The following is a 25,248-nucleotide window of genomic DNA, read 5'->3' on the forward strand; positions in this document are numbered from 1 at the left end:
CGGCCGGGCGTGTGCGGTGCGGCCCGGTGGCGGGCTCAGGCGTTGCCGCCGACGCGCGCGCCGCGCCGGCGTGACACGATCCGCCAGCCGACCGCCAGGACGATCGCGAGCACGGGGATGGAGTAGAACGCGATCTTCTCGGCGCCGTCGGAGAAGCCCATCAGCACGACCACCAGCAGGAGGAACCCGAGCGTGGCCCAGCCGGTGTAGGGCGCGCCCGGCATGCGGTAGCTCGGCCGCTCGACCTCGCCGCGCAGCGCGGCCTGGCGCAAGCGCATCTGCGAGTAGATGAGCGTGGCCCACGTGGCCACCACGCCGAGCGAGGCCACCGCGATGGCGATGTCGAACGCCTCCTGCGGAACGATGTAGTTCAGCACCACGCCGAGCACGTAGACGATCGACGTGAACAGGATGCCGCCGTAGGGCACGTGGCGGCTGTTCATGCGGCCGACGAACTTCGGTGCCTCGCCGTGGTCGGCGAGCGCCCGCAGGATGCGGCCGGTCGAGTAGAGACCCGAGTTGCACGACGAGAGCGCGGCGGTGAGCACCACGGCGTTCATCACGTCGCCGATGCCGCCGATGCCCAAGCGCGAGAAGACGGTGACGAACGGGCTTTCGGCGCCACTGTAGAACGACCAGGGCATCAGCATCGCCAGCAGCAGCACCGAACCGACGTAGAACACGCCGATGCGCCAGACGACGCCGTTGATGGCCTTCGGCAGCACCTTGCGCGCGTCCTTGGTCTCGCCGGCCGCGATGCCGACGACCTCGATTGCGGAGTAGGCGAAGATCACGGCCTGCAGGGTCATGAGCGCGATGCCGACACCCGCGGGGAAGAACCCGCCGTGGTCGGTCAGGTTGTGCACACCGGCCGGGGTGCCGCCGATGTCGGCGCCCGCGAACACGAGGCCGATCGCCGTGATCAGGAAGACCACGATGGCGAGCACCTTCACCACGGAGAACCAGAACTCCAGCTCGCCGAACAGCTTCACGCTCACCAGGTTCACGCCGATCAGCACACCGAGCGCCACGAGCGCGGTGATCCACTGCGGCACGTCGGGCAGCCACTTGTGCACGTAGATCGCGACGGCGGTGATCTCGGCGATGCCGGTCATCGCCCAGTTCACCCAGTACATCCAGCCGGACACGAAACCGGCCCACGGTCCGATGAACTTGCGGGCGTAGGTGACGAAACTTCCGGAACTCGGTTCGTGCAGGACGAGTTCACCGAGAGCGCGCATGACGAAATACGCGGCGATGCCGCAGATGGCGTAGGAGAGCACCAGCGACGGGCCGACCTGCTGGAGCTTGCCGCCGGCCCCGAGGAAGAGGCCGACACCGATCGCGCCGCCGATCGCGATCATCTGCACCTGGCGGTTGCCCAGTGCTTTCGTGTAGGTGTCGCCTTCGTTGGCGACCACTGTGGAATCCATGGTTGCGTGACGCTAGCGGTGCGAGCGCACGTGACCAAGCACACCAAGGAAGACTTAAGGTGTGCGACACCTCACTCGGGGGAAATCCCGGGAAAACGCTCCCTCGATTTGACACCGGCGGCATTCTTCCGGCGACTTGATCAAGGCTTGATTCGCCCGGTCCGGCGATTCCGGTGACCGGGATCTCGGAATATCTCTCGGGTTCGCGGGGAGTTTCAGGAACACTTCCGTGGCCGGGCGGGTAGTGCGGCGAGCGCGCACGCGCGACGCCCGTTACCTTCGCGACATGACCACCGAACTGCCGGCGTCCCTGCTCTCCGTGTCCATCGTGGACGAGATCGAACAGCTGAAGGGCACCTACCCGGGTTACCGCCGGGCCCACGCCCGGGGCGTCTGCTTTGACGCCACTTTCGTCCCGTCCGGCGTCGCCGCCGACCTCACCACGGCGGCGCACCTGCGCGGTGAGCCCGTGCGCGCGACCGTGCGGTTCTCGCACACCGACACCAACCCGCACCTGCTCGACGCCGGTACCGCCGTGCGCGGGCTCGCGGTGAAGTTCCACCTCCCGGGTGGCGGCAACACCGACATCGTCGGCGTGAACATCGACCGGTTCATCGCGCTGCTCAAGTCGGCCGAGCCCGACCCGGCCACGGGCGCGCCCGACCTCGGCAAGGTGCAGGCCCACGTGGGCGCGCACCCGAGCGCGGGCCCGGGCCTGTTCACCGCGTCGCAGCTGCCCACGCCGGTCAGCTACGGCACCACCACCTACTGGGCGATCCACGCGTTCTTCTGGCGTGCCGCCGACGGTTCCCGGCGCCGGGTGCGCTACCGCTGGGTGCCCGAGGCCGGCGACCACGTGCTCGCCGCCGGCGAGGGCGGCGACTGGTCGGCCGAGCACCTCACCGAGGAGCTCGGCGAGCGGCTGGCGCGCGGTCCGGTCGAGTTCACGCTCAAGGTGCAGCTCGGCGAGCCGGGTGACCCGACGAACGATTCCACGCTCGTCTGGCCCGAGGAACGCACGGAGATCACGGCCGGGCGCCTGGCGATCACCGCCGAGGTCACCGACCAGAAGCACTGGAACTCCCAGGTCTTCGACCCCACGCTGCTCACCGAGGGCATCGAGTTGTCCGACGACCCGATCCTGGCCGCCCGCAGCGCGATCTACGCGGTCTCCTACGACCGGCGCAGCCACGACCGCTGAGCCGCCGGCTCAGATCAGCGTGCTCATCGTGGTGGCCGCCTTCAGTCCGGAGCCGGTGAGGATCACCGCGGTGGTCCCCCCGGGCGCGAGCACGCCGTCGGCGCGGAAGACGTCGACGGCGGCCGCCGCGGTGGCGCTGGTCGGCTCGGCGTAGAGGCCGATCCGGGGGAGTTCCCGCGCGGCGCGGGCGATCTCGTCCTCGGCGATGGCCACCGTCGCCCCGCCCGAGCGGCGGATCGCGGCGAGCACCTCGGGGAGGCGGACGGGTTCGCGGATGGCGGTGCCCTCCGCGATCGTCGGCGCGAACTCCGTCGGCACGGCACTCTCGGCCCCGGCGCGGAAGGCGGCGTCGATGGGCGCGCAGTTCGCGGGCTGCGCGACGAGCAGGCGCGGCCGCTTCGCGATCGCGCCGGCGGCGAGCAGCTCGCCGAACCCGAGGTCGAGGCCGAGGACGATGCTGCCCGCGCCGGCCACGGTCACGACCGTGTCCGGCGCGGTGTACCCGAAGTCCTCCCACAGCTCGTACGCGAGTGTTTTGGTGCCCTGCAGGAAAAACGGGTGCCAGTTGTGGCTCGCGTACGTGGTTTCCCCGGATCGGCGCAAGGCCTCGGCGGCGGTGTCGTCGCGGGTGCCCGGCACGAGGTCCACGGTCGCGCCGTACGCGCGGCTCTGCAGGATCTTCGCAGGCGACGTCGACTCCGGCGCGAGGATCGTGGCCGCGATGCCCGCGGCGGCCGCGTAGGCCGACACCGAGGAACCGCCGTTTCCGGAGCTGTCTTCGAGGACCTCCCGCACGCCGGCCTGCGCGAGCGCCGAGAGCATGACACTGCTGCCGCGGTCCTTGAAGCTCCCCGTGGGGCTGAACCACTCGAGCTTGAACCGCGTGCCGTGCCCGCGCCACGGCCGCTCGACCAGCGGCGTGCAGCCCTCGCCGAGCGAGATCGGCCGCAGGTCGCCCGGCAGCGCCGCGCGGTAGCGCCACAGCGACCGGGTGCCGGTGTCCACCTGCTCGCGCGTGATGCCCGGCAGCGCTTCCACGGTGAGCGGCGCGCCGTCGTCCCCGCACCAGCGCAGGGCGTCGAGCGGGTAGCGGCGGCCGGAGCGTTCGTCCACGTAGTCCACGAGGGACAACTCTGGTCACGCTCACCCGTCCGGTCAATGTGACGCGTCACGGGTGGTCCCGTCACCGGAACGAGTGGCTATCCACAGTGGACACCTCGCCCTACGGTGGACCCGCGGGAACGACCGCCGAGCAGGTGACGAGGAGGGGCGCATGACGGCCACCGCCGAGGTGACGCAGGAGGAGCCGGCCGCGCTGGGCGCCGGGCTGTCGCGGCGGAAGATCAACGCGGTGTTCGGCGCGGTCCTGCTCGGCATGCTGCTCGCGGCGCTGGACCAGACGATCGTCGGCACGGCCCTGCCCACGATCGTGGGTGACCTCGGCGGGGCGGGGCACCTGTCGTGGGTCGTCACCGCGTACCTGCTGGCCGAGACGATCATGACCGTGGTCGTCGGCAAGCTCGGCGACCTGTTCGGGCGCAAGCTGATGTTCCAGCTGTCCGTCGTGATCTTCGGGGTCGGCTCCTTCTTCTGCGGCTTCGCCGACAGCATGGTGTGGCTCATCGTGTGGCGGGCCGTGCAGGGGCTGGGCGGTGGTGGCCTCATGGTGACCTCGACGGCGCTGATCGCCGACGTCGTGCCGTTGCGCGAACGCGGCAAGTACCAGGGCGCGCTCGGCTCGGTGTTCGGCGTCGTGACCGTGGCCGGGCCCATGCTCGGCGGCTTCTTCGTGGACCACCTGTCGTGGCGCTGGGCGTTCTACGTGAACATCCCGCTGGTCGTCGTGGTGCTCGTCGTGGCCGCGTCGGCGATGCCCAACGCGCGGGCCGCCTTCAAGCCCGTGATCGACTACCTCGGCATCCTGCTCATCGGCCTCGCCGCCACCGGGCTGACGCTCGTCACGAGCTGGGGCGGCACCACGTACGCGTGGGGCTCGCCGACGATCATCGGGATGGCGATCGGCTCGATCGTGCTGCTCGGGTTCTTCGTCCTGGTGGAGCTACGGGCGAAGGAGCCGATGCTGCCGATGCGGCTGTTCCGGAACCCGGTGTTCACCGTGGCCGGGATCATGAGCTTCGTCGTCGGTTTCGCGATGCTCGGGGCGCTGTCCTACCTGCCCACGTATATGCAGTACGTGCAGGGCGTCTCGGCGACGTCGTCCGGGGTGCGGCTGCTGCCGATGGTGCTCGCGCTGCTGTTCGCGTCGATCCTGTCGGGCAACCTCGTGAGCCGCACCGGCCGGTACAAGATCTTCCCCCTGGTCGGCTCCGCCCTGATGACAGCCGGCCTCTACCTGCTCTCGCGCCTCGGCCCGGAGACGGGGTTCTGGGAGTCGGCGCTGTACATGGCGGTGCTCGGGCTCGGGATCGGCCTCGGCATGCAGGTGCTCACCATCGCGGTGCAGAACACCGTCGACTACCGCGACCTCGGCGTCGCCACGTCCGGCGTCACGTTCCTGCGGTCCATCGGCAGCTCGTTCGGCGCCGCGATCTTCGGCACGGTCTACGCCAACCAGCTCGGCCCGAACCTGGCCGGCGCTCTGGCGGCGCACCCCCTGCCTCCGGGAGTCGATCCGCGTGCGACGCAGGTGCCGCAGGCGTTGCACCAGCTTCCGCCGGCCGTGTCACAGCCCGTGATCGCCGCGTACAGCGATTCACTGCATGTGGTGTTTTTGTCAGCCGCTCCGGTGGGCCTCGTCGCGCTGGCGCTGGCGTTCTTCCTCAAGGAGGTGCCGCTGCGCGACACGTCCAGGGCGGCCGCGCCCGACCTCGGCGACGGATTCGCCATGCCCGAGGCACGCGACCACGACCGCGAGCTGGAACGGGCCATCGCCACGCTGTTCTTCCGCGAGCGGCGCAAGGTCGCGCCCGCCATCGCGGCGCGCTCCGGCTCCGAGCTCGACCACGGCGGCCTGTGGTGCCTCGTGCAGGTCCATCTGCGTCAACGCCGTGGCGAACCGGCGACGCTCACGGCGATCGGGCAGCACTACGGCGTGCCCCCGCAGGTGCTGGAACCCGCGTTCGCCCGCCTGGAGCTCACCGGGTACCTGGAGTTCTCCGGCGGGAGCTGGGCGCTCACCGCGACCGGGCGTGAAGAGTTCGGCAAACTCGTGCGCGCCTGGCGCGGCTGGCTGGCCGAGCGGCTCGCCGACTGGGGCACCGGCGACCGCGCCGAACTCGACGCGGCGATCGGCCGGGTGGCGGCCCGCGTGCTCGACCAGAGTGCTGACGCTGAGCGCACGGGCCGCCACGCCCTGGTCTGAAAAAACGGGGGCGTTACGAGCGGGGCGTTAACATCGCCGGAACGAACACCCCCTATTGTTCCCGGACCATGTCGGTGGATGAGTCAGTGGTCACGATCCCGGAAGACGCGGACAGCCGTGTGGAGCCCCGGTCCAGCGATGCCGTACGGTCACGCTCCGTGCGCTTCCGGTGGCTGCCCTGGGCCGCGGCCCTCCTGGGCCTGTTGTCGTTCCTGCTCGTGCGCGGGAGCCTGACCGACGACGGGTACATCACGCTCGCCTACGCCAAGAACCTCGCGCTCCACGGCGAGTGGGCGCTGGTGCCGGGCACCACGGCCAATTCGGCGACCTCGCCGCTCGACGTACTCCTGCTCGGGTTGCTCACGCTCGTCACGCGGATCAGCGGCGCCGCCCACCCGGTGCTCGCGCTCGGCGCGCTCACGGTGGTCTCGTCCGCCGCCATCGGCTGGGCGTGGCAACGCCTGGCGCGCTCGTTCGGGCTGGCCACGTGGGTCGGCCTGCTCGGCGTGGTGATCGTGGTCGTGAACCCGTTCCTGCTCTCGGCCACAGGGCTCGAGGTCCTGCTCGTGCCGGCGATCCTGCTGTGGCTCACGGTGTTCGCCGTCGAAGGCCGGCCGGTCCTGTTCGGGGTGTTCGCGGCGCTGACGGTGCTCACGCGCCTCGACCTGATCGTGTTCGTCCTCATCATCACGTTCAGCACGCGCGCCATCCGGCAGCACTTCTGGCGGGCGTTCGGCACGGGCGTGCTCGTCGCCGCGCCGTGGTTCCTGTTCAGCTGGTTCGCGCTCGGCTCGTTCATCCCCGACACGCTGGTCATCAAGCAGGACCAGGAAGGCCTCTTCGGTGCCTGGGGCTACTTCAGCGGCCCGGTGATGTACTTCCTCTACCAGCCGGTGACGGTGATCTTCACCTTCGCCGCAGCGGTCGCGGGCACCGTGGTCCTGCTGGCCTGGTTCGGCCTGCGCTTCGCGCGCCGCTGGGACGACTTCCCGGCTCTCGCGCCGGTGATCGGGCTCGGCCTGGGCGGTGTCGTCTACTACATCGTGTACTCGACGCTAGGCGTCGGGCCGTACCACTGGTACTACGTGACGCCGACGGCCACGATCGGCTCGTTCGCCGTGCTCATGACCGGCATCTGGCTCGCCGAGTCCGGCCGGCGGCCGGGCCTGCGCAAGGCCGCGCCGTTGACGGCGCTGGGCCTGGCCTGGGTGACGGCGCTCGGCATGGTGTCGATCGACCTCGCGCAGGGGGTGCCGTGGCCGTCGCCGGTCATCTTCGGCAACTGGGCGAGCTCGACCGACTACGCCCGGGTGGGCCGCGAGCTGGGGCAACGGCTCAACGGCGCGTCGGTGGCGGGGCCGGGGGAGATCGGCACGCTCGCCTACTACTGCGACTGCCAGATCCTGGACGTCTTCTCCGACCGCAGCCAGGTCGCGTCGATCGTGCGCAAGCGGATCGCGGAGGGCGGGGCCGTCTCGCGGCTGGGCCTGCGCATCAACTACCACTGGTTCGACCGGAACCAGCAGCCGCGCCAGGTAGACTACCGGCTTCTCTACGGCAAGGGCCCGGCTGCGGGGCCCGACTCGTGGACGGTGTACTCCGCCGCCAAGGGCATCGGGCACTTCACGCTGGTGCCCGCCCGCTGAGACCCTGCCCGACCCCTCCCGACGAGGAGTCCGCGTGGCATCGACCAGCACCACCGCACCCGGCGACGTCGAGGACGCCGGACCGGCACCGCGCCGCCACGGCGCGCTCGCGCTCGTGGTCGCCGTGCTCTCGGCCGGCGCGTTCGCGCTGTTCCGCAACCACCTGATCGACGACACCTTCATCACGCTCTCCTACGCGCGCAACCTCGCCTTCCACGGGCACTGGGGCCTGATCGAGCTGGGCACGTCGAACACGGCGACGTCGCCGTTGAGCGTGCTGGTGCTGGCCGGGCTCACGCTGGTGGTGCGCGACGCCGTGCTGGCCGCGGCGATCCTGTACGTGCTGTGCCAGGTCGTCATCGCGGTCGGCCTGGCCCGGCTGGGTGACCGGGCGGGCCTGCCGCGGTGGTTCTCGCCGCTGGCCGTCGCGCTGCTCACCGTGAACCCGCTGCTGATCTCGTCGATCGGGCTCGAGGTCGAGTTCGGCGTGGCGGCGGTGGTGGCCCTGCTGGTGTTCTCGGCCGAGCGGCGGCCGGTGCTCGTCGGCGTGGCGACGGGCGTGCTCGTGCTCATCCGGGTGGACCTCGTGCTGATCGCGATCGTGGTGGTCCTGCTGCGTGCCCGGTTCTGGGCCGGGCTCGGCAAGTCGGTACTGGCGGCGGCCGTGGTCGCGCTGCCGTGGTTCGTGTTCAGCTGGTTCGTGCTCGGCTCCGCGGTGCCGGACACGGTGATCATCAAGACGTTGCAGAAGTCGTGGGGCGCCTACGGGTTCTCGAACGGCCCGGTGCTGTACGAGGGCGTTTTCCCTTGGGCCACCTGGCTTTCGTTCCTCCCGGCGGCGCTGGGCGCGGTGGCGTTCCTGGGCTGGCTCCTCACGCTGGTGCGCCGCGGCCCCGCGGCGCGGACGCTGCTGCCGTTCGCGGCGCTCGTGCCGGCCGGGGTCGTGCACTACCTGGCGTACTCGCGGCTGCACGTGCCGCCCTACCACTGGTACTACGGGCCGAGCATCGCGGTGACCACGATCTTCTTCGCCGCGGCCGTCGCCGCCGTGGCCGGGCGCGCACCGGCGGTGGCCCGCTGGACGGCCGGGGCGCCCGCGATGGTGGTGGCGGTCGGGCTCGTGGTCGTGAGCGTCGGGTTCTACGCGTGGGGCGGGCTGCCACGGCCGTTCGCGCCGATCATGTCCAACCACACGACCACGGCCCAGTACGAGCGGATCGGGCCGGAGCTCGGCCGGCTCGTCGGTACCGGCACGGTGCGCAGCGGCGGGGAGATCGGCGTGCTCGCGTACAGCTGTGGCTGTTCGATCGTGGACCTGTTCGACGACCGGGGCGCGGTCGGCCCGGCCATCGCGCAGCGCGAGGCGACGATGGGCTCGCTCGGCCGCAAGCTGGTCGACCTCAACTTCCACCACTTCGACTACGGCGTGGCGGCCGTGAAGCCCGAATACGCGCTGGTCCCGACGCCGGTCGGCGCGGCCGCACCGGCGAATGTGCTGGCGCAGTGGCGGATCGCGTCGCCGTGGGCCGGCGAGCAGGTGCTCTACCTCGTGCGCGGCGACGGGACCTGACGTGGGCCGGGCCGGGGCTCCCGCGCGTCTCCCGGCCGAGCCGGGGGAGCCCGCGAGACGCGGCCGTGGCCGGGCACTGCTGTGGCCGGCCACGGTGGCCGCGGTCTCCGCCGTGGTGTTCCTCGGCGTCAAGGGAAGCCTCATCGACGACTCGTTCATCACGCTCGGGTACGCGCGCAACCTCGCGGAGCACTTCCACTGGGGACTGGTCGAGGCCGAGACGGCGAACTCGGCGACCTCGCCGCTGAACGTCCTGCTGCTCGCCCTCGGCGGCACGCTCACGCGGGTCGCGGGCGGCCAGGTCCACCCGGTGGCCGGCGCGGGACTCGTCTTCGTGGCGGCGATGACGGCGGTGGGCTGGGGGTTCGCGCGCATCACCCGGGCGTTGCGCCTGCCGTTTTTCACGGCCGTGGCGGGGACGGCGGCGATCCTGGTCAACCCGTTCGTGCTGTCGGCGACCGGGCTGGAGGTACACCTGATTTCGGCGGCGCTGGTGCTGCTCACGGCGTACGCGCTGGAGGGCCGCGCGATCGGGTTCGGCGTGGTGGCCGGGCTCGCGGTGCTGGTGCGGCTGGATCTGGTCGTCTTCGTGGTGCTGTTCGCGCTGGGGGTCGGCGCGCTGCGGCGCCGGCTGCTGCCGGTGACGGGCGTGGCGCTCGCGGTGTGCCTGCCGTGGTTCGTCTTCAGCTGGTTCGCGCTCGGCTCGGCGATCCCGGACACCTTCGTGATCAAGACGACCCAGGGCGCGTTCGGCCAGTATACCTACGGCAACGGGCCGGTGTACTACCTCGACCCGAAGCGCTGGAAGGTGACGCTCGTGGCGTTCGCCCCGGCCGCCGCCGGGCTGGTGGCGCTGCTCGGCTGGCCGGTGTGGCTCGTGGCGCGCCGTGACCAGGCCGCGCGGTTCGGGCCGGTGGCCGTGCTGGGTCTGGGCGGGCTGGCGTACTACGGCGCGTACTCGCTGCTGGGCGTGCCGCCCTACCAGTGGTACTACGTGGCGCCGATCGTCGCGCTCACCGTCGTGTTCGTGGCCGCCGCCGGGTGGCTGTCCCGCGGCGGCACACTCCGGGTGGGCGCGGCGGGCCTGGCGTTCGCGCTCGCGGTACTGCCGGCCGCGTACCTCGACGTGCACCGCGGGGTGCCCTGGACGGCGCCGCCGATTTTCGGCAACTGGGCCACGGCCGCCGACTACGCCCGCGTCGGCCGCGAAATCGGCGCGCGGGTCGGCGACGCGACGGTGGCGGCGCCGCCGGAGATCGGCACCCTCGCGTACTTCTGCGAGTGCGCGATGGTCGACACGTTCGCCGACCAGGGCCGGGTCGTCCCGCTGGTGGCGCAGCGCATCGCGGCGGCGGGACCGGTCGCCGGTTTCCTGCTGCGGCTTGACTACCACTGGCTCGACCGCACCCGCAGGCCCCGGCCCGTGGACTACCGCCTCGACTGGAGCGGGACGCCCATCTCCGGGCCGGACACGTGGCACCTGCGCTCGCCGGCGACGGGCGACGGCTGGGTGCGGCTCGTGCGGATCTGATCGCGCCCGCGCCGCGCAGCGGTTACCGTCACGGCATGGCGAAAGACTCGGCGGTGGAGGTCGCGGTCGGGGACCGCATGGTGCGCATCTCCAACCCGGACCGGGTGTACTTCCCGGCCCGGGGCGAGACGAAGCTGGACCTGGTGAACTACTACCTCTCGGTGGGCGAGGGCATCGTGCGCGCGCTGCGGGAACGCCCGTGCATGCTGCACCGGTTCCCCTCGGGCGTCGCGGGGGAGAAGGTGCACCAGAAGCGCGTGCCGAACGGCGCGCCGCCGTGGCTGCAGACCGTGCGGGTGCACTTCCCCCGCTACGGCCGCTACGCCGACGAGCTGTGCGTGACCGAGGCGGCACACGTCGCGTGGGCGGTGCAGATGTCCACTGTGGAGTTCCACCCGTGGAACTCGCGTCGCGCGGACACGGAGAAGCCGGACGAGTGGCGGATCGACCTCGACCCGATGCCCGACTGTCCCTTCGCCACGGTCCGGCGCGTCGCGCACGTCGCCCACGAGGTGCTGGACGAGCTCGGCGCCGTCGGCTGGCCGAAAACCTCGGGTGGCAGCGGGCTGCACGTGTACGTGCGGATCGAACCCCGCTGGGGCTTCGCCGACGTGCGCCGCGCGGCGCTCGCCTTCGCGCGCGAGGTGGAACGCCGCGCGCCCGACCAGGTGACGACCACGTGGTGGCGCAAGGACCGCGACCCGAAGAAGCTGTTCGTGGACTACAACCAGAACGCGCGCGACCACACGATCGCCAGCGCCTACTCGGTGCGCGGCGTGCCGGAGGGCACCGTGTCGACGCCGATCCGCTGGGACGAGGTCGACGACGTCGAGCCGCGCGACTGCACCATCGCCACGGTGCCCGCGCGCTTCGCCGAGCTGGGCGACCTGCACGCGGGCATCGACGACGCCGTGTTCTCGCTGGAACCTTTGCTGGAGTGGGCCGATCGCGACGGGCTGGAAGCGGAGGATTCCTGACGATCAGCCGATGCGGTACGCGGCCGCTCCGTTGTGGAGGAACCGGGCGCGGCCGTGCTCGTCGGAGCCCACGAGCGACAGCACCTGGTGGACACCGGACTCCGGCTCGAGGGTGATGATCGCGCGGTCACCGAGCCGGACGACCTCGACTCGGTTGTCGGGCTTGCCGATGAACGAGCTTCGGGGGCGGTGGGTGAGGAATGCACGGCCGTTCTCGACGGCGAGGGTGAGGTCGTGCGCCCTGGTGCGGTAGGTCCCGCCCATGCGGTCCGGGTCGATCGGAGCGGGGTTCGCGGGCGGTACGGGCAGCGGGGTCGTCTCGACACCGGCGAGCTCCCTGAGCACCGCGCCGAAGATCTCGTAGGCCATCGGCGCGCCGCCTGAACTGTTGGTGAGCACGGCCACCGCGACGCCCGCCGAGGGTGCCACGCGAACGAACGCCTGCTGCCCCTTCGAGACACCGGTGTGGCCGAGCACGCCGTCGCGGTGGAGCATCCAGCCGAGGCCCCAGCCGACGATGCCGCCGCCGAAGTCCGGGACGGAGTCGAGCTGGGGTTCGCGCAGCGCCGCGAGCGTCTCGTCGGTGAGGTGCAGGCGGACGAAGGCCAGCAGGTCGCGGGCGCTCATCGCGAGGTGCGAGCCGCTGGGCACACAGTGGTAACGGACTGCCCAGCTCCGCGTGGGCACGAGTTCTCCGGCCGCCTCGACGTGGCCGACGGCGGCGCGGTGCAGGATCGCCTCGTACGGGTCGACCGCGACGGTGCGCAGACCGAGCGGAGCGACCAGGTGTTCGCGGAGCACGTCGTGGAAAGGCTTGCCGCGCAAGACTTCCACGAGCCGGCCGAGGAGTGCGTAGCCACTGTTGGAGTAGGAGAACAGGGTGCCCGGCGGGAAGAGGTGGCCGGCGTCGGCGAGGGTGGCGACGAACTTCTCGATGGCGTCGTCGTTGCGACCGCCGTCGACCTGGTGGTTGCCGTCGAGGCCACCGGTGTGGGTGAGCAGGTGGCGGGCGGTCAGGGACGCGGTGGCGGCCGCATCGCTCAGGCGGAACCCGGGCAGGTACTCGCGGACGGGACGATCGAGGTCCAGCACGCCCTCGTCCACCAGTTGCCGGACCAACGTGGCCGTCCAGATCTTGGTGATGGAACCGATCTTGAACACCGAGTCGGTCGTGGTCTCGACCCGCGTGTGCAGGCTGAGCACACCCGCGGCTTCGTCCTGGATCTCCCCGTCGGCCAGCACGGCGACCTGCGCGCCCGGTACGTTGTGCTTTCCGATGAGCTCACGCAGGTTCCACCCCATGCCGCCAACGTAGCGGCGGTCCCGGGACGCCGGGGGATGGTGGGCGGCCCGGGACCGGGGTCACAACCGCTCGATGATGGTCGCGTTCGCGAGGCCGCCGGCCTCGCACATCGTCTGCAGGCCGTAGCGGCCGCCGGTCTGTTCCAGGACCGACAGCAGCGTCGTCATGAGCCGCCCGCCGCTGGCGCCGAGCGGGTGCCCGATCGAGATGGCGCCGCCGTTGACGTTGACCTTGCTCAGGTCCGCACCGATCTCCGCCTGCCACGCCAGCACGACGCTGGCGAACGCTTCGTTGACCTCGAACGCGTCGATGTCCGACAGCTTCAGGCCCGCGCGGTCGAGCACCTTGCGGGTCGCCGGGATCACGCCGGTGAGCATGTACAGCGGGTCGTCGCCGACCACGGAGAACGAGTGCAGGCGCGCCCGCGGCTTGAGGCCGAGCTTCTTCGCCGTGTCGCTGCTGGTGATGAGCACGGCGGAGGCGCCGTCGTTGATCGGCGAGGAGTTGCCCGCCGTCACGCGCCAGTCGATCTGCGGGAAGCGCTCCGACCACAGGTCGGCCTTGAACGCCGGCTTGAGGCCCGCGAGGACCTCGGGTGTGGTGCCCGGGCGCACCGACTCGTCGGTGGTCACGTCGACGAGCGTGCCGTCGGGGCCGGGCGCCTTGAGCGCGGCGACCTCGCCGGCGAACTTGCCGTCGGCCCAGGCCTGGGCGGCGCGGCGGTGGCTCTCGGCGGAGTACGCGTCGAGCCGCTCGCGCGAGAAGCCCCACTTGGCGGCGATGAGCTCCGCGCTGATGCCCTGCGGTACGAGACCTTCGGGGTAGCGCGCGGCGACACCGGCGCCGAACGGGTCCTTGCCGGCCATCTGGCTGCCCATCGGCACGCGGCCCATGGACTCGATGCCGGACGCGATGGCGATGTCGTACGCGCCGCTCAGCACACCCTGCGCGGCGAAGTGGATGGCCTGCTGGCTGCTGCCGCACTGGCGGTCGACGGTCACGGCGGGCACCGACTCCGGCAGCCCCGCGGCGAGCGCGGCCCAGCGCGCGGTATTCATGCTCTGCTCGCCGACCTGCCCGACCGCCCCGCTGATCACGTCGTCGATCAGCGCGGGGTCGATGCCGGTGCGCTCGACCAGCGACCGGATGGCGTGTGCGTGCAGATCGACCGGGTGGACCCCGGCCAGCTGCCCCGTGGGCTTGCCCTTGCCGATCGGTGTCCGAACCGCGTCGACGATGACCGCGTCCCTCATGACCTGCCTCCTCGCATAGCCGCTTGATCTCGTTGTACGCCCATTGGGTTTGATAACACAACTCACTCGGCGGCGGCTGTCGGCCACCTCACACCCACCAGGTGACGTGCTAGGTTGGAAATTCCTGCTGGGGCACAACGGAGGTGGGACGGATGGCTGCGCGAGGCCGGGAGTGCTCGATCGCGGACGCGCTCGAGGTGGTCGGCGAGCGGTGGAGCCTGCTCGCGCTCCGGGAGGTCCTGCTGGGCGAACGGCGGTTCAACCAGATCGCCGAGAACACCGGGGCCAGCCGTGACATCCTCGCGGCGCGGCTGCGCAAGCTGGTCGACGCCGGGGTGCTCGAGAAGCGCCAGTACGAAGACCACCCACCGCGTTTCGAGTACCTGCCGACAGAGTCCGCGAAGGCTCTTCAGCCGGTGCTGCTCGGCCTGATGCAGTGGGGCGACCGGTTCATCCGCCAAGGCCCGCCGCCGACGGTGTACGAGCACGACTGCGGTGAAGAGCTGCGCGTGAACAGCGTGTGCGCGCACTGCGGCGAGCCGATCGCGTCGAGGGGCCTGCACGCGGTCCGGCTCGGCGCGGTGCGCTGATCTTCCCCTGACGCGCACGGCTTTCGGGCCGGGCGGGCGCGTGCCAGGATGGCCGCGGAAGCCGTCCGGCCGGGCGGTGGTGCCGGGAAGGGGCGGCGTGCCGGAACGGATCCTGGTGACCGGCGGGACCGGTCAGCTCGGCAGCGTGGTCGTCGAACGCCTGGTCTCGGCGGGGGAGCGGGTGCGCGCGCTGAGCCGCCGGCGCCGCAGCGGAGGCGGCGCCGAATGGGTCGCCGGGGATCTGCGCTCCGGGCGCGGGATCAACACGGCGCTGGCGGGCTGCGACGTCGTTCTGCACTGCGCCACCGACTACCGGCACGAGGTCGCCACGATGCGGACGCTTGTGGAGGCCGCGCGCTGGACGGGCAACCCGCCGCACGTCGTGTACGTGTCCATCGTGGGCGTCGACCGCGTGCCGCTGGGCTACTACGCGGCGAAGCTTGCCGCCGAAGAAGTCCTCGCGAGTTCCGGGCTGCCGCACACGATCCAGCGCGCGACGCAGTTCCACTCGCTGGTGCGCGTCGTGCTCGCGGGCGCGGGCAGGCTGCCCGTGGTCCCGGTGCCGCGCTGGCGGTTTCAGCCCGTGGACGTGCGCGACCTCGCGGTGCGCCTGGCAGAGCTGGCCAAGGCCGAGCCGACGGGCCGGGCGCCGGACTTCGGCGGACCGGAGGTGCTGGCGGCGGCCGATCTGGCGAAGGCGCTGCTCGCGGCGAGCGGGCGGACCAAACGCGTGCTGCCGGTGCGGCTGCCCGGTGCGTTGTTCCGCGCCTACGCCGAAGGCGGCCACCTCGCGCCCGGCCACACCGACGGGGTGATCACCTTCCGGCAGTACCTGGCGGAGCAGGCGAATCCGGCGGCTCTGCGTTACCACTGACCCCGCGGGGCGTGACCAGCAGCTTCAGCACGTCGGCGAAGAGCGAGCCCGGCACCGCCGACGCGTCGACGCCGCGCTCCACCGCGAGCCCGTTGGACAGCGCCAGCACCACGACGGCGAGCTGCTCCGGCGGCAGCGGCAGGTCGACGCCGTGCTGGGCCGCGGCCCGCGTGATGGCCGCCGTGATCGCGTCGCGCAGCTGGGCCCGGCGCAACGCGAGTCCTTTGTGGACGGCCGGGTTGCGCATCGCGATTCCCCAGTACTCCAGCAGGAGCCGGTGCCACGTCGCGTCGGTGTCGACGCCCGCGGCCAGCCGCGCGCCCGCCTCCGCGGTGGCTTCGCCGAGATCGCTCAGCTCGTCGAACGCCGTGGTGGCCGAACGCATGCGGTCCACGATGTGCTCTTCCATGATGGTGAGCACGAGGTCGTCGCGGCCCTCGAAGTTCGAGTAGACCGCGCCCTTGGTGAGGCCGGCCGCCGCGGCGATGTCGTTGAGCGAGGTGGCCGCGATGCCTTGCCGGGCGAACACCTCGCCCGCGGCGGCGATGATCTTGCGCCGGGTCTCGGCGCGGCTCGGGCGACGGCGCGGGGTCCGCGAAGGGGCCATGAGCCGGAGACTACAGCTCCCTCACCTGGACGTTTTTCGTTGACTGTGATCCAGGTCATCTGGTAAGCCTCTGACTCGATACCGCTTGGTATTGAGTTGGCGGTCCCGTGCCCACTGTCAGCGCCGACATCCGCCGAAAGCTCTCCGCCCTCGCCGTCGTCACCGCGATGGCCACGACGGTGTTCACGGCCGCCGCGCCGTCCGCCACCGCCGCGCCGTCCGCCACCGCCGCGCCGTCGCCGGGACATCCCGCGAGCGACCCGTTCTACGCCCAGCCCTCGCCGTTCCCGGACGTCGCGCCGGGCACCGTCCTCGACTCGCGCCCGGTCACCATCCGGGCGCTGACGCTGCCCGTACCGGTGCGCGCGTGGCAGGTGAAGTACCGCTCGACCGACACCGACGGCGCCGCCATCGCCGAGGTCGCCACGATCATGCAGGCGGTGGACCCGCCGGCGGCCGGCGCGCGCAAGCTGGTGTCATACCAGACCGCGCAGGACGGGCTGACCACCGACTGCGCGCCCTCCTACGTCCTCACCACGGGCACCCGCCGCGCCGGCCGAGGAGCTCGCGCTGATGCTGCCCCTGGTCGCGGCCGGCTACACCGTGGTGACCGCCGACTACGAAGGACCGGACTCCGAGTGGGCGGCCGCAGCCAACACCGCCCACGGTGTGCTGGACGGGATCCGCGCCGCGCGATCGTTCCCGCCCGCCGGGCTCGCCGGGCCGGGCACGCCCACGGGCCTGATCGGCTACTCGGGCGGCGCGCTCGCCAGTGAGCGGGCCAATGAGCTGCAGCCGCAGTACGCGCCGGAGCTGAAGGTCGTCGGGGTCGCCGCCGGCGGCGTACCCGCGGACCTCGACTGCATCGCACGCCACATCGACGGCGGCCCGTTCGCCGGCAGCTAAGTGGGCGCCGCCGTCGGGCCGGCCCGCGCGTACCCGGAGATCGACACGGACGCGCTGCTCAACGCGCGCGGCAAGCAGGCGTTCGCCGAGATCGGCGCCCAGTGCATCGCGCAGTTCACGGTCGGGCAGGCGTTCCGGCGCATGCGCGACTACACGACCGTGCCGCAGCTGCTCGGAGTTCCCGCGGTGCAGCGCGTGATCGCCGAGAACACCATGGGGCGTTTCAAGCCCGGCTCGCCGCTCTACGTCTACCAGGCGTGTTCGACGAGCTGGCGTTCTCGCCGCCGGTGGACAAGCTCGTGCGCACATACTGCGCGCAGGGCGTTCCCGTGCAGTACCGCCGGATCCCGATCGGCGACCACGTGACGGTGGCGGTGCAGGGCGCGCCGGGTGCCCTCGCCTACCTCGCCGACCGGCTGGCGGGCAAGCCGGCGCCCAGCACCTGCTGAGGTGCGCACGGATGGCGTTCCCCGCCGGAGGTGGGTCCGCCACCCGAGTCGTCCGACGGGTTTGATCCGGCTTCGGCGAAAACCGGTCCGGCCCTGTCGTTGGCGGGAAATAATTCCGAAGAATCTTGACCAGGTTCGGGCAGACATCCTATGTTTGGCGAGCTTTAGGCCTCGCTCACGGCCGGATTCCGCCTTCGACGACGAACGGACCTGTCATGTCGGACCTCTCCTCCCCGCCCTCCCGTCGGACCTTTCTCAAGCTCGGTGGCGCCGTCGGCGCGGGCTTCGCCTTGAGCGGGTTTCGCCCGTTCACAGCGCAAGCGTCGCCTGCGCGACCGCCGGCCGCCGACCTCGTCGCCGACACCGCCGCGACCACGCTGTGGTACCCGGCGCCGGCCGTCGAGTCGCACGTGATCGAGCAGGCGCTGCCGATCGGCAATGGTCGGATCGGTGGCCTCGTCGGCGGTGACCCCGCGGCCGACTACGTGTACATCACCGACTCGTCGCTCTGGACCGGCGGGCTCAACGACACGGTGCAGGACGATGGCCAGCTGCCCTACGGCAAGGACGACTTCGGCAGCTTCGGCCTCCTGGCCAAGGTGCGGCTGAAGCTGCCCGCCCACACCGGCGTCAGCGGCTACCGGCGCACCCTGGACCTCAGCAACGGCCTCGTCACCGCGACCTACGGCCTGCGCGGCGCGACCTACCGGCGCGAGGTCTACGCCAGCTATCCCGACGACGTCGTGGTGATCCGGCTGACGCAGCAGGGCGGCGGTTCCTACACCGGCTCGGTGACCCTGGAAGGCACTCGCGACGAGAAGCCCACGGCGGGCGGCGGTGCCGTCTCGCTGGGCGGCACCTTCGCGAACGGCCTGAAGTACAGCAGTGCCGTGACCGCCGCGTCGAAGGGCGGAAGCGTCGCCGTCTCGGGCACGGAGGTGACCTTCACCGGCTGCAGCGAAGTGGTGATCGTGATCTGCAGCGGCACGAACTACGTGCCCGACGCGGCCCGCCGTTACCTGGACGCCGGCGCGGACCCGGCTTCCGTGGCCGTCGGCAAGGTGAAGGCCGCGGCCGCCGCGTCCGGCACCGCGCTGCTCGCGACCCACGTGCAGGACTACCGCAAGCTGTTCGACCGCATGAAGGTCGACCTCGGGCCGTCGCCGGCCAACCGGCGCACCCTCGATTCGTGGTCGCGCATCGCGGTGCGTTACACCGACCCGGGCACGCCGGATCCGGAGCTCGAGGCGAGCTACGTGCAGTTCGGCCGGTACCTGACGATCACCGGTTCGCGCAGCGGTCTCCCGATCAGCCTCCAGGGCCTGTGGCTCAACAACAACTCGCCCGACTGGTACAGCGACTACCACACCGACATCAACCTGGAGATGAACTACTGGCTCGCCGACCGCGCGGGTCTGAAGGAGTGCTTCACCGCGCTGGCGGACTACTGCCTCGCGCAGCTGCCCTCGTGGACCGACACGACGAAGCGGCTGTTCAACGACCCGCGCAACCGGTTCCGCAACAGCACCGGCAAGATCGCCGGCTGGGCCATCGCGTTCTCCACCAACATCTACGGCGGGTCCGGCTGGGCGTGGCACCCGGCGGGCAACGCGTGGCTGTGCAACAACCTGTGGGACCACTACGAGTTCACCCAGGACAAGGCCTACCTGGCAAAGGTGTACCCGGTGCTGAAGGGCGCCACGGAGTTCTGGGAGGCGCGCCTGGTCACCAAGAACATCGACGGCAAGGACTACCTCGTCAGCGACACCGACTGGTCGCCCGAGCACGGCCCGGACGCGCAGGGCAACACCTACTCCCAGGAGCTCGTCCACGACTTGTTCGGGCACTTCACGCAGGCGACGCAGATCCTCGGCCGCGACGGCGACTACGGCAGGACGATCACCGGGATGCGCGACCGGCTGCACCTGCCGACGGTCAGCCCGGTCACCGGCTGGCTGCAGGAGTGGCTCTCGCCGGAGAACCTGGGGGAGACGACCCACCGGCACCTCTCGCCGCTGATCGGGTTCTTCCCCGGCGACCGCATCAACACCGACACCGCGCCGAAGGACCTGATCGACGGTGTGCGCAACCTGCTGATCGCCCGCGGCATGGACACCTTCGGCTGGGGCTGCGCATGGCGCTCGGCGTGCTGGGCCCGGCTCAAGGACGCCGACCGCGCGTACCGGCTATTCCTCACGGTGCTGCGGCCCTCGTTCAACAACGGCAACGGCACGGCGGCCAACTTCTTCGACATGTACAGCCAGGGCAGCTACACGATCTTCCAGATCGACGCGAACCTCGGCGGACCGGCCGCGGTGCTGGAAATGCTGCTGTACTCGCGCTCCGGCGTGATCGAGCTCCTGCCCGCGCTGCCGTCGGCGTGGGCCGAGTCCGGGCACGTGACCGGCATCGGCGCCCGCGGCGGGTTCGAGGTCGACCTCGAGTGGCGGCACGGCAAGGTCACGAAGGCGGTCGTGCGCAGCGTGGGCGGCACGGAGACCGAACTGCGCGCCGGCACCTGGAAGCAGCAGATCAGGCTGCGCCCGGGCCAGTCGATGACCGTCACCCCGCGGTGACCGGACGGGCGCCGGAAGGTTCCCGTCCGCACCTGCCGGCGCCCGGGCTCGTCAGTTCGACCTCGAACAGTGTAGCGTTCAACTATACGAGAGTCGGACGGATCGGGAGCGGACATGAACGTGGTGTTGTGGATCGCGGCGGGGATCGCGGCAGTGCTGTACCTGGGGGCGGGCGGGATGAAGCTCGCCACGCCGCGGAAGAAGCTGCTCGAGAACCCCAACATGGGCTGGGTCGAGGACTTCTCGGACACCTCGGTCAAGCTGATCGCGCTCGCGGAGGTGCTCGGCGCGATCGGCCTGGTCCTGCCGCAGGCCCTGGACATCGCGCCCGTGCTGACGCCGATCGCGGCGGTGGGCCTGGCGATCGTGGCCCTCGGTGCGATCGTGGTGCACGCCCGGCGCAAGGAGCCGAAGGGCGTGCCGGTCAACGCGGTGCTGCTGGTGCTGACGGTGTTCGTCGCCGTGGGCCGCTTCGCCGGCTGAGGGCGAGCCTCACCCGGGCGTCGGTCTCGACCCGTCACGCAGCCGCGGCTGGCCTAGGCTGGACGTGGCGACGGACGGGAGGCCCGAGGTGGACGTCGATCTGCGGAAGGTGCGCTACTTCGTCGCCGTGGCCGAGGAACTGCACTTCGGCAGGGCGGCGGAGCGGCTGCACATCGCGCAGCCCGTGCTGTCGCGCCAGATCCGGGCACTGGAGGAGGAGCTGCGCGCGCAGCTGTTCGTCCGCGACCGGCGTTCGACCGAGCTCACGGCCGCCGGCCGCCAGCTGCTCGAGGACAGCCGGCCGATCCTCGCCGCGGCCGACGCGTTGCGGCGTCGCGTGGCACTGGCCGCACGGGGCACCTCGACCTTCACCATCGGCTTCATGCCCGGCATCACGGTGACCGAACCCGTGCGGGTGCTGACGGACCGCCACCCCGGCCTCGAGGTGGAGCTGGTCCGGACCACGTGGGACGACCAGGCCCAGGTCCTGCACGACGGCCGGGCCGACGTCGGCATCGTCCGGCTGCCGGTGGACCCCCGCGGGCTCACGGTGCGGCCGATGTTCAGCGAGCCGCGCGTGGCCATCCTGCCGGCGTCGCACCGCCTGGCGGGCAAGGAGTCCGTGGACGTCGCCGACCTCGCCGACGAACACCTGCTCAACGACCCCGACGCGGTGCCGGAGTGGCGGGCCGTGGCGACCGAGCTGCGCACCGGGGGCGCCGCGCGCCCCCGCGGGTTCCGCAGCATCGAAGAGAAGCTGGAGCACGTGGCCGCCGGTCTGGGCATCGCGATCGTGCCGTTGTCCACTTCGGAGTACTACACGCGTCCGGACGTCACCCACGTGCCGGTGGGCGACCTCCCGCCGGGCCAGGTCGCCTTGGCCTGGGTCGCCTCGCGGCGCTCGCGGCTGATCTACGAGTTCGCGGAGCTCGTCACAGCCTGACTGCGGGCCGCGGGGTGCTGTGGTAGGCCAAGACCATGAACGCGCTGGGTTCCTACGTCGAATCATGGTCTCCCGAACCGGTCACCGACACCGATGCGCTCCCGGCCGGACCGGCCGCCGCGCTGTCGGCGGCGCTGGACCTGCCGAGGCCGGCCGCCGTCGCGGGGCAGGCGCTGCCACCGCTGTGGCACTGGCTGTACTTCCTGGAGTGGCCGCGGCACTCCGAGATCGGTGCCGACGGGCATCCGGCGGATGGCCACTTCCTGCCGCCGCTGCCGGACCGGCGGCGGATGTTCGCCGGCGGGCGCCTGGACGTCCGGGCGCCGCTCGTGCTGGGCACACCGGCCGAACGCACGCGGTCGCTCGGCGAGGTCGCGGTGAAACACGGCCGGACGGGCGAAATGCTGTTCGTGACCGTGCGGTCGGAGATCAGCCAGGACGGGACCGTGCGGGTGGTCGAGGAACAGGACATCGTCTACCGCTCGGGCGAGGACGCCGGTCGCACCGCGCTGACCGCGCTCGACGTGACCGGCAAACCGGAGTCGGCCGCCGAATGGCAGCGGGCGTGGACGCCGGATCCCGTGCTGCTGTTCAGGTTCAGCGCGCTGACGGCCAACGGGCACCGCATCCACTACGACGAGCCGTACGTCACCGGCGCCGAGGGGTACCCGGGTCTCGTGGTGCACGGCCCCCTGCTCGTGCTGCTCCTGCTGGAGCTCGCCCGCACGCGGGCGCCGGAACGCGCGATCCCGTCGCTGTCCTACCGGCTGCGCCGCCCGGTCTTCGCGGGCGAGCACCTCCTCGCGACGGGCACGCCCGGCGAAGCCGGTGCGGCGCTGCAGGTCGACTCCGCACGCGCGGAAGCCGTCGCGACCGCGGACGTCGTGTTCGCCTGACGGGCGGTTCAGGCCCGGCGGGCCTCGGCGGGGGACACGGGCGGGTCGGCTTCGACGCCGTGCAGCACGTGGGCGAGGACCTCCGCGCCGCGCACGACGCGCGGGCCGGGGCGGTTGAAGTACGCCGGACCGTCGAGCAGCCACACCGCGCCGGTGCGCACGGCGGGCAGCCCGGACCAGCCCGGCAATGCCGTGAGGACGTCGAACTCCGCGGCCGTGCGGTCGGGGCTGAAACCGCACGGCAGGACCAGCAGCACATCCGGGCGCGCCGCGACCACCGCGTCCCACGGGATCGGGTGCGTGTGCTCGCCGGGCGCCGCGAGCAGCGGTTCGCCGCCCGCCGCGGTGATCTGCTCGGGCACCCAGTGCCCGGCGGGCCAGAGCGGGTCGAGCCATTCCAGCGCGACCACGCGCGGCCGCGGCCGGCCGGCGACGCGAGCGCGGACGGCGTCGAGTCGCGCGGTGAGCGAGCGGACGCGCTCGGCGGCGAGCTCGGGCACGCCCAGCGCGCTGCCGAGGGTCGTGACGCAGCCGAGGACCTCGGCGAGCCGCCGGGGTTCCAGGCTCAGGACTTTCGGCCCCGCGTCGAGCATCCGCACGGCTTCGGCGACGCGGATGTAGGACACCGCGCACACCTCGCACAGGTCCTGGGTCAGGACGAGGTCCGGTGCGAGCTCCGCCAGCCGCGTGGTGTCCACTGAGTACAGCGAAGAGCCGCGGTGGGCCGATCCACCGACGGCGTCGGAGATCTCGCGGCTGGTCAGCACGGCGTCGTCCACTTCGGCCGCGGTGACGACCGGCACCGACTCGACGCCGGGTGGCCAGTCGCATTCGTGGGTGCGGCCGACCAGGTCACCGAGGCGGCCGAGCTCCGCGACGAGGTCGGTGGCGGCGGGCAGCAGCGACACGATCCGCATGGTTCGAACCTAGCCCGCGCCGGACCGCCCCGCTCGGGGGGAGGCAGGTCCGGGGGTCACCGTGGGTGGCGCGGACCCGTGAAGTCTATTGTGGACTGACTGCGGGCGGTGCTCGGGCGGACGCCCACCGTGATCGTGCATTTCTGATTGTCGCGACTGTGGGGGAAAAGAATCGGGGGGCCGAGCGGGGGAAGGGTGCGGGGAGGGGGCGGTGGTTCGTGGGTTGCGTTGCCGGGTGGGGGTGAGGAGGGGCAAGGGCGCGCGTGGGCTGGGTGGGTGGTGGGGTTGTGTTGGCGGGTGGGGGTTGTGTTGGGTCGTGTGTGTGGGGCGAGTCGAGTGTTCTCGGCCGAATCGGGCAGATCGTTTGGCTTGGCACGTCAGACGAATTGGCGGATTGCGTCGACCGGTCGAGCTGTGCCAGCCAGGCACGGCCTGCGGCCGGGCCGAACGCACCCGTTGTACCCGGTTCGTGCCGGCGCGAACTGACCCGGCTCTTTGGCTCAAGCGATGTGTCAAGCCGCTCGGTCCGCCCGGCTCGGGCTGGCCAGCTGGACTCGCCACCCCGGAGCGGCCCAAGGCACTGAATCCACCGGCGCGCTCAAGCCCATCCGGCCGACGGTGCTCGGCAACTCGTCCAGCGCACCAAGGGCGCCTGACCGACCCGACCTGCTCAACCCCCCGGTTCGCCGATCATCGACCGACCGAAGCCACCCGACCAGGCTGACTCGGGCACCAACCCACGAAGCCGTCCAAACCCCGCCTCTCCTCAGTCGACTCACCCATTCCTCCCAGGTGTGCACCTTCCGGTGGGCATGAAAGAGCCCCGGCCCAGGTGGAGGGGGTGCCACCTGGGCCGGGGCGGGGAGCGCGCGGAGCGGAGGGAGGAGAACCGCGCGCGACGTGGCAGGCCGGGGGGAAGGGGGCGGCCGTGGGGTCAGAAGGGGCGGCGGAAGAAGTGGTTGGCGGCGAAGGCGCCGGCGGCGGCCATGGCGGCGCTGATGAGCAGGGTGGTGCCGGCGGCGGGGAAGCCGCCGCCGGGCATGCCGAGGGCGATGGAGCGGATGGTGTCGACGGCGTAGGTCAGGGGGTTGGCCTGGGCGACGGCGCGGAGCCAGTCGGGGAGGGCGGCCAGCGGAACGTAGGCGCTGGAGACGAACATGAGCGGGAAGACCGCGACGATGCTGATGTTCTGCATGGTCTGCGCGCGACGCAACCAGGCGCCGAGGGCGAGGAAGACCCAGCTGAGGCCGTAGCTGACGACCAGGGCCAGCGCGACCGAGACCACGCCGCCCAGGAAGCCGCCGCCGGGGCGGTAGCCGAAGACGGCGACGGCGGCGACGAGGAGGGCCACGAGCTGCAGGGCGCAATAGGCGAGATCCGCGAAGCTGCGGGCGACCAGCGGCGCGGAGCGGTGGATGGGCATGGACCGCAGGCGGGCGAGGAAGCCGTTCTTCAGGTCCTCGACGAGGCCGACGCCGCACTGCATGGCTTGCTGCACCGCGTTGTTCAGCAGAATCGCGGGCATCAGGTAGTCGATGTAGGTCATGCCGGGCGGGAAGCTCGACGTGGTGGCCATGACGGCGAACACCTGCGTGAACATGAACAGCAGCACGGCCGGCTGCAGCAGGCTGAACAGGATCATCTGCGGATCGCGCACCGACGTCATCAGGGAGCGGCTGGTCAGCACCGCCATTTGGGTGGCGAAGGAGCTGCCCCGCGGGCGGGGTGGCGCGGCCGCGGGTGCGCCTCGGGTGAGGGTCGACGTCATCGG

23 protein-coding genes are annotated in these 25,248 nt (G+C 71.6%); 15 read left to right on the top strand and 8 right to left on the bottom strand.

From position 1 onward, the window contains the following. Positions 1-35: 35 nt before the first annotated feature. Positions 36-1,433, bottom strand: a complete 1,398-nt coding sequence (locus AB0K15_RS11485) for an amino acid permease (protein WP_364048393.1) — start codon at positions 1,431-1,433, stop codon at positions 36-38. A 286-nt stretch (positions 1,434-1,719) separates the two neighbouring features. Between AB0K15_RS11485 and AB0K15_RS11490 the strand changes: the two genes are divergently transcribed. Beyond that, positions 1,720-2,634, top strand: a complete 915-nt coding sequence (locus tag AB0K15_RS11490) for a catalase family peroxidase (protein ID WP_364048395.1) — start codon at positions 1,720-1,722, stop codon at positions 2,632-2,634. Between the two features lie 9 nt (positions 2,635-2,643). Here the strand turns inward: AB0K15_RS11490 and AB0K15_RS11495 are convergent, their stop codons facing one another. Beyond that, positions 2,644-3,756 carry a pyridoxal-phosphate dependent enzyme gene (locus tag AB0K15_RS11495; protein ID WP_364048397.1) on the bottom strand — a complete coding sequence of 371 codons (1,113 nt, stop codon included), beginning with the start codon at positions 3,754-3,756 and terminating at the stop codon, positions 2,644-2,646. 151 nt (positions 3,757-3,907) lie between these two features. On the opposite strand from AB0K15_RS11495, the gene AB0K15_RS11500 reads away from it, so the two are divergent. The 5 genes from AB0K15_RS11500 (at position 3,908) to ligD (ending at position 11,680) form a co-directional block, all read left to right on the top strand. Then, a complete protein-coding gene (locus tag AB0K15_RS11500) occupies positions 3,908-5,956 on the top strand; it encodes an MDR family MFS transporter (protein ID WP_364048399.1) in 2,049 nt (682 codons plus the stop codon). A 158-nt stretch (positions 5,957-6,114) separates the two neighbouring features. After that, positions 6,115-7,602 (top strand): hypothetical protein, encoded by a 1,488-nt coding sequence (locus AB0K15_RS11505; protein WP_364048401.1) that lies wholly within the window; start codon positions 6,115-6,117, stop codon positions 7,600-7,602. Positions 7,603-7,636: 34 nt separating this feature from the next. Beyond that, positions 7,637-9,172 (top strand): hypothetical protein, encoded by a 1,536-nt coding sequence (locus AB0K15_RS11510; protein ID WP_364048403.1) that lies wholly within the window; start codon positions 7,637-7,639, stop codon positions 9,170-9,172. A gap of 1 nt (position 9,173) precedes the next feature. After that, the gene (locus AB0K15_RS11515) at positions 9,174-10,703 is read left to right on the top strand and encodes a hypothetical protein (protein ID WP_364048405.1); all 1,530 of its coding nucleotides are present in this window, start codon (positions 9,174-9,176) and stop codon (positions 10,701-10,703) included. Between the two features lie 35 nt (positions 10,704-10,738). Next, complete coding sequence (ligD, locus tag AB0K15_RS11520; RefSeq protein WP_364048407.1) at positions 10,739-11,680, top strand: non-homologous end-joining DNA ligase; 942 nt, start codon at positions 10,739-10,741, stop codon at positions 11,678-11,680. Between the two features lie 3 nt (positions 11,681-11,683). Here the strand turns inward: ligD and AB0K15_RS11525 are convergent, their stop codons facing one another. Beyond that, on the bottom strand, positions 11,684-12,982 hold the full coding sequence (locus tag AB0K15_RS11525; RefSeq protein WP_364048409.1) for a serine hydrolase domain-containing protein: 1,299 nt from the start codon (positions 12,980-12,982) through the stop codon (positions 11,684-11,686). A gap of 60 nt (positions 12,983-13,042) precedes the next feature. Continuing rightward, positions 13,043-14,236 (bottom strand): thiolase family protein, encoded by a 1,194-nt coding sequence (locus tag AB0K15_RS11530; protein ID WP_364048411.1) that lies wholly within the window; start codon positions 14,234-14,236, stop codon positions 13,043-13,045. Between the two features lie 152 nt (positions 14,237-14,388). Here AB0K15_RS11530 and AB0K15_RS11535 point away from each other — a divergent pair, with 152 nt between their 5' ends. Further along, on the top strand, positions 14,389-14,826 hold the full coding sequence (locus AB0K15_RS11535) for a helix-turn-helix domain-containing protein (RefSeq protein ID WP_364048413.1): 438 nt from the start codon (positions 14,389-14,391) through the stop codon (positions 14,824-14,826). Positions 14,827-14,923: 97 nt separating this feature from the next. Further along, on the top strand, positions 14,924-15,700 hold the full coding sequence (locus tag AB0K15_RS11540; protein ID WP_364048415.1) for an NAD(P)H-binding protein: 777 nt from the start codon (positions 14,924-14,926) through the stop codon (positions 15,698-15,700). Here AB0K15_RS11540 and AB0K15_RS11545 read toward each other — a convergent pair. Together AB0K15_RS11545 and AB0K15_RS11550 are read right to left on the bottom strand one after the other, a co-directional pair. Further along, a complete protein-coding gene (locus AB0K15_RS11545; protein WP_364048417.1) occupies positions 15,642-16,307 on the bottom strand; it encodes a TetR family transcriptional regulator in 666 nt (221 codons plus the stop codon). The genes AB0K15_RS11540 and AB0K15_RS11545 overlap by 59 nt on opposite strands. Positions 16,308-16,572: 265 nt before the next feature. Further along, complete coding sequence (locus AB0K15_RS11550; protein ID WP_364048419.1) at positions 16,573-16,815, bottom strand: hypothetical protein; 243 nt, start codon at positions 16,813-16,815, stop codon at positions 16,573-16,575. Between the two features lie 65 nt (positions 16,816-16,880). Here AB0K15_RS11550 and AB0K15_RS11555 point away from each other — a divergent pair, with 65 nt between their 5' ends. The 7 genes from AB0K15_RS11555 (at position 16,881) to AB0K15_RS11585 (ending at position 22,560) form a co-directional block, all read left to right on the top strand. Further along, the gene (locus tag AB0K15_RS11555; protein WP_364048421.1) at positions 16,881-17,213 is read left to right on the top strand and encodes a lipase family protein; all 333 of its coding nucleotides are present in this window, start codon (positions 16,881-16,883) and stop codon (positions 17,211-17,213) included. Beyond that, positions 17,214-17,579, top strand: a complete 366-nt coding sequence (locus AB0K15_RS11560; protein WP_364049013.1) for a hypothetical protein — start codon at positions 17,214-17,216, stop codon at positions 17,577-17,579. Beyond that, entirely contained in the window at positions 17,513-17,662 is a 150-nt protein-coding gene (locus tag AB0K15_RS11565) for a lipase family protein (RefSeq protein WP_364048987.1), read from the top strand. Before AB0K15_RS11560 ends, AB0K15_RS11565 begins: the two co-directional genes overlap by 67 nt. A gap of 215 nt (positions 17,663-17,877) precedes the next feature. Continuing rightward, positions 17,878-20,238 carry a glycoside hydrolase N-terminal domain-containing protein gene (locus AB0K15_RS11570; protein WP_364048423.1) on the top strand — a complete coding sequence of 787 codons (2,361 nt, stop codon included), beginning with the start codon at positions 17,878-17,880 and terminating at the stop codon, positions 20,236-20,238. A 114-nt stretch (positions 20,239-20,352) separates the two neighbouring features. Next, positions 20,353-20,721, top strand: a complete 369-nt coding sequence (locus AB0K15_RS11575) for a DoxX family protein (RefSeq protein ID WP_364048425.1) — start codon at positions 20,353-20,355, stop codon at positions 20,719-20,721. Between the two features lie 88 nt (positions 20,722-20,809). Next, entirely contained in the window at positions 20,810-21,664 is an 855-nt protein-coding gene (locus AB0K15_RS11580; protein WP_364048427.1) for a LysR substrate-binding domain-containing protein, read from the top strand. 35 nt (positions 21,665-21,699) lie between these two features. Next, entirely contained in the window at positions 21,700-22,560 is an 861-nt protein-coding gene (locus tag AB0K15_RS11585) for a hypothetical protein (RefSeq protein WP_364048429.1), read from the top strand. Between the two features lie 8 nt (positions 22,561-22,568). Here AB0K15_RS11585 and AB0K15_RS11590 read toward each other — a convergent pair whose 3' ends face one another. Together AB0K15_RS11590 and AB0K15_RS11595 are read right to left on the bottom strand one after the other, a co-directional pair. After that, entirely contained in the window at positions 22,569-23,477 is a 909-nt protein-coding gene (locus AB0K15_RS11590) for a cobalamin-binding protein (protein ID WP_364048431.1), read from the bottom strand. Positions 23,478-24,411: 934 nt separating this feature from the next. Then, positions 24,412-25,245 carry an ABC transporter permease gene (locus AB0K15_RS11595; RefSeq protein ID WP_364048433.1) on the bottom strand — a complete coding sequence of 278 codons (834 nt, stop codon included), beginning with the start codon at positions 25,243-25,245 and terminating at the stop codon, positions 24,412-24,414. Positions 25,246-25,248 lie beyond the last annotated feature (3 nt).

Origin of the sequence: Amycolatopsis sp. NPDC049253 (assembly GCF_040678995.1) — a bacterium.
In the GTDB taxonomy this organism is placed as follows: Bacteria; Actinomycetota; Actinomycetes; order Mycobacteriales; family Pseudonocardiaceae; genus Amycolatopsis.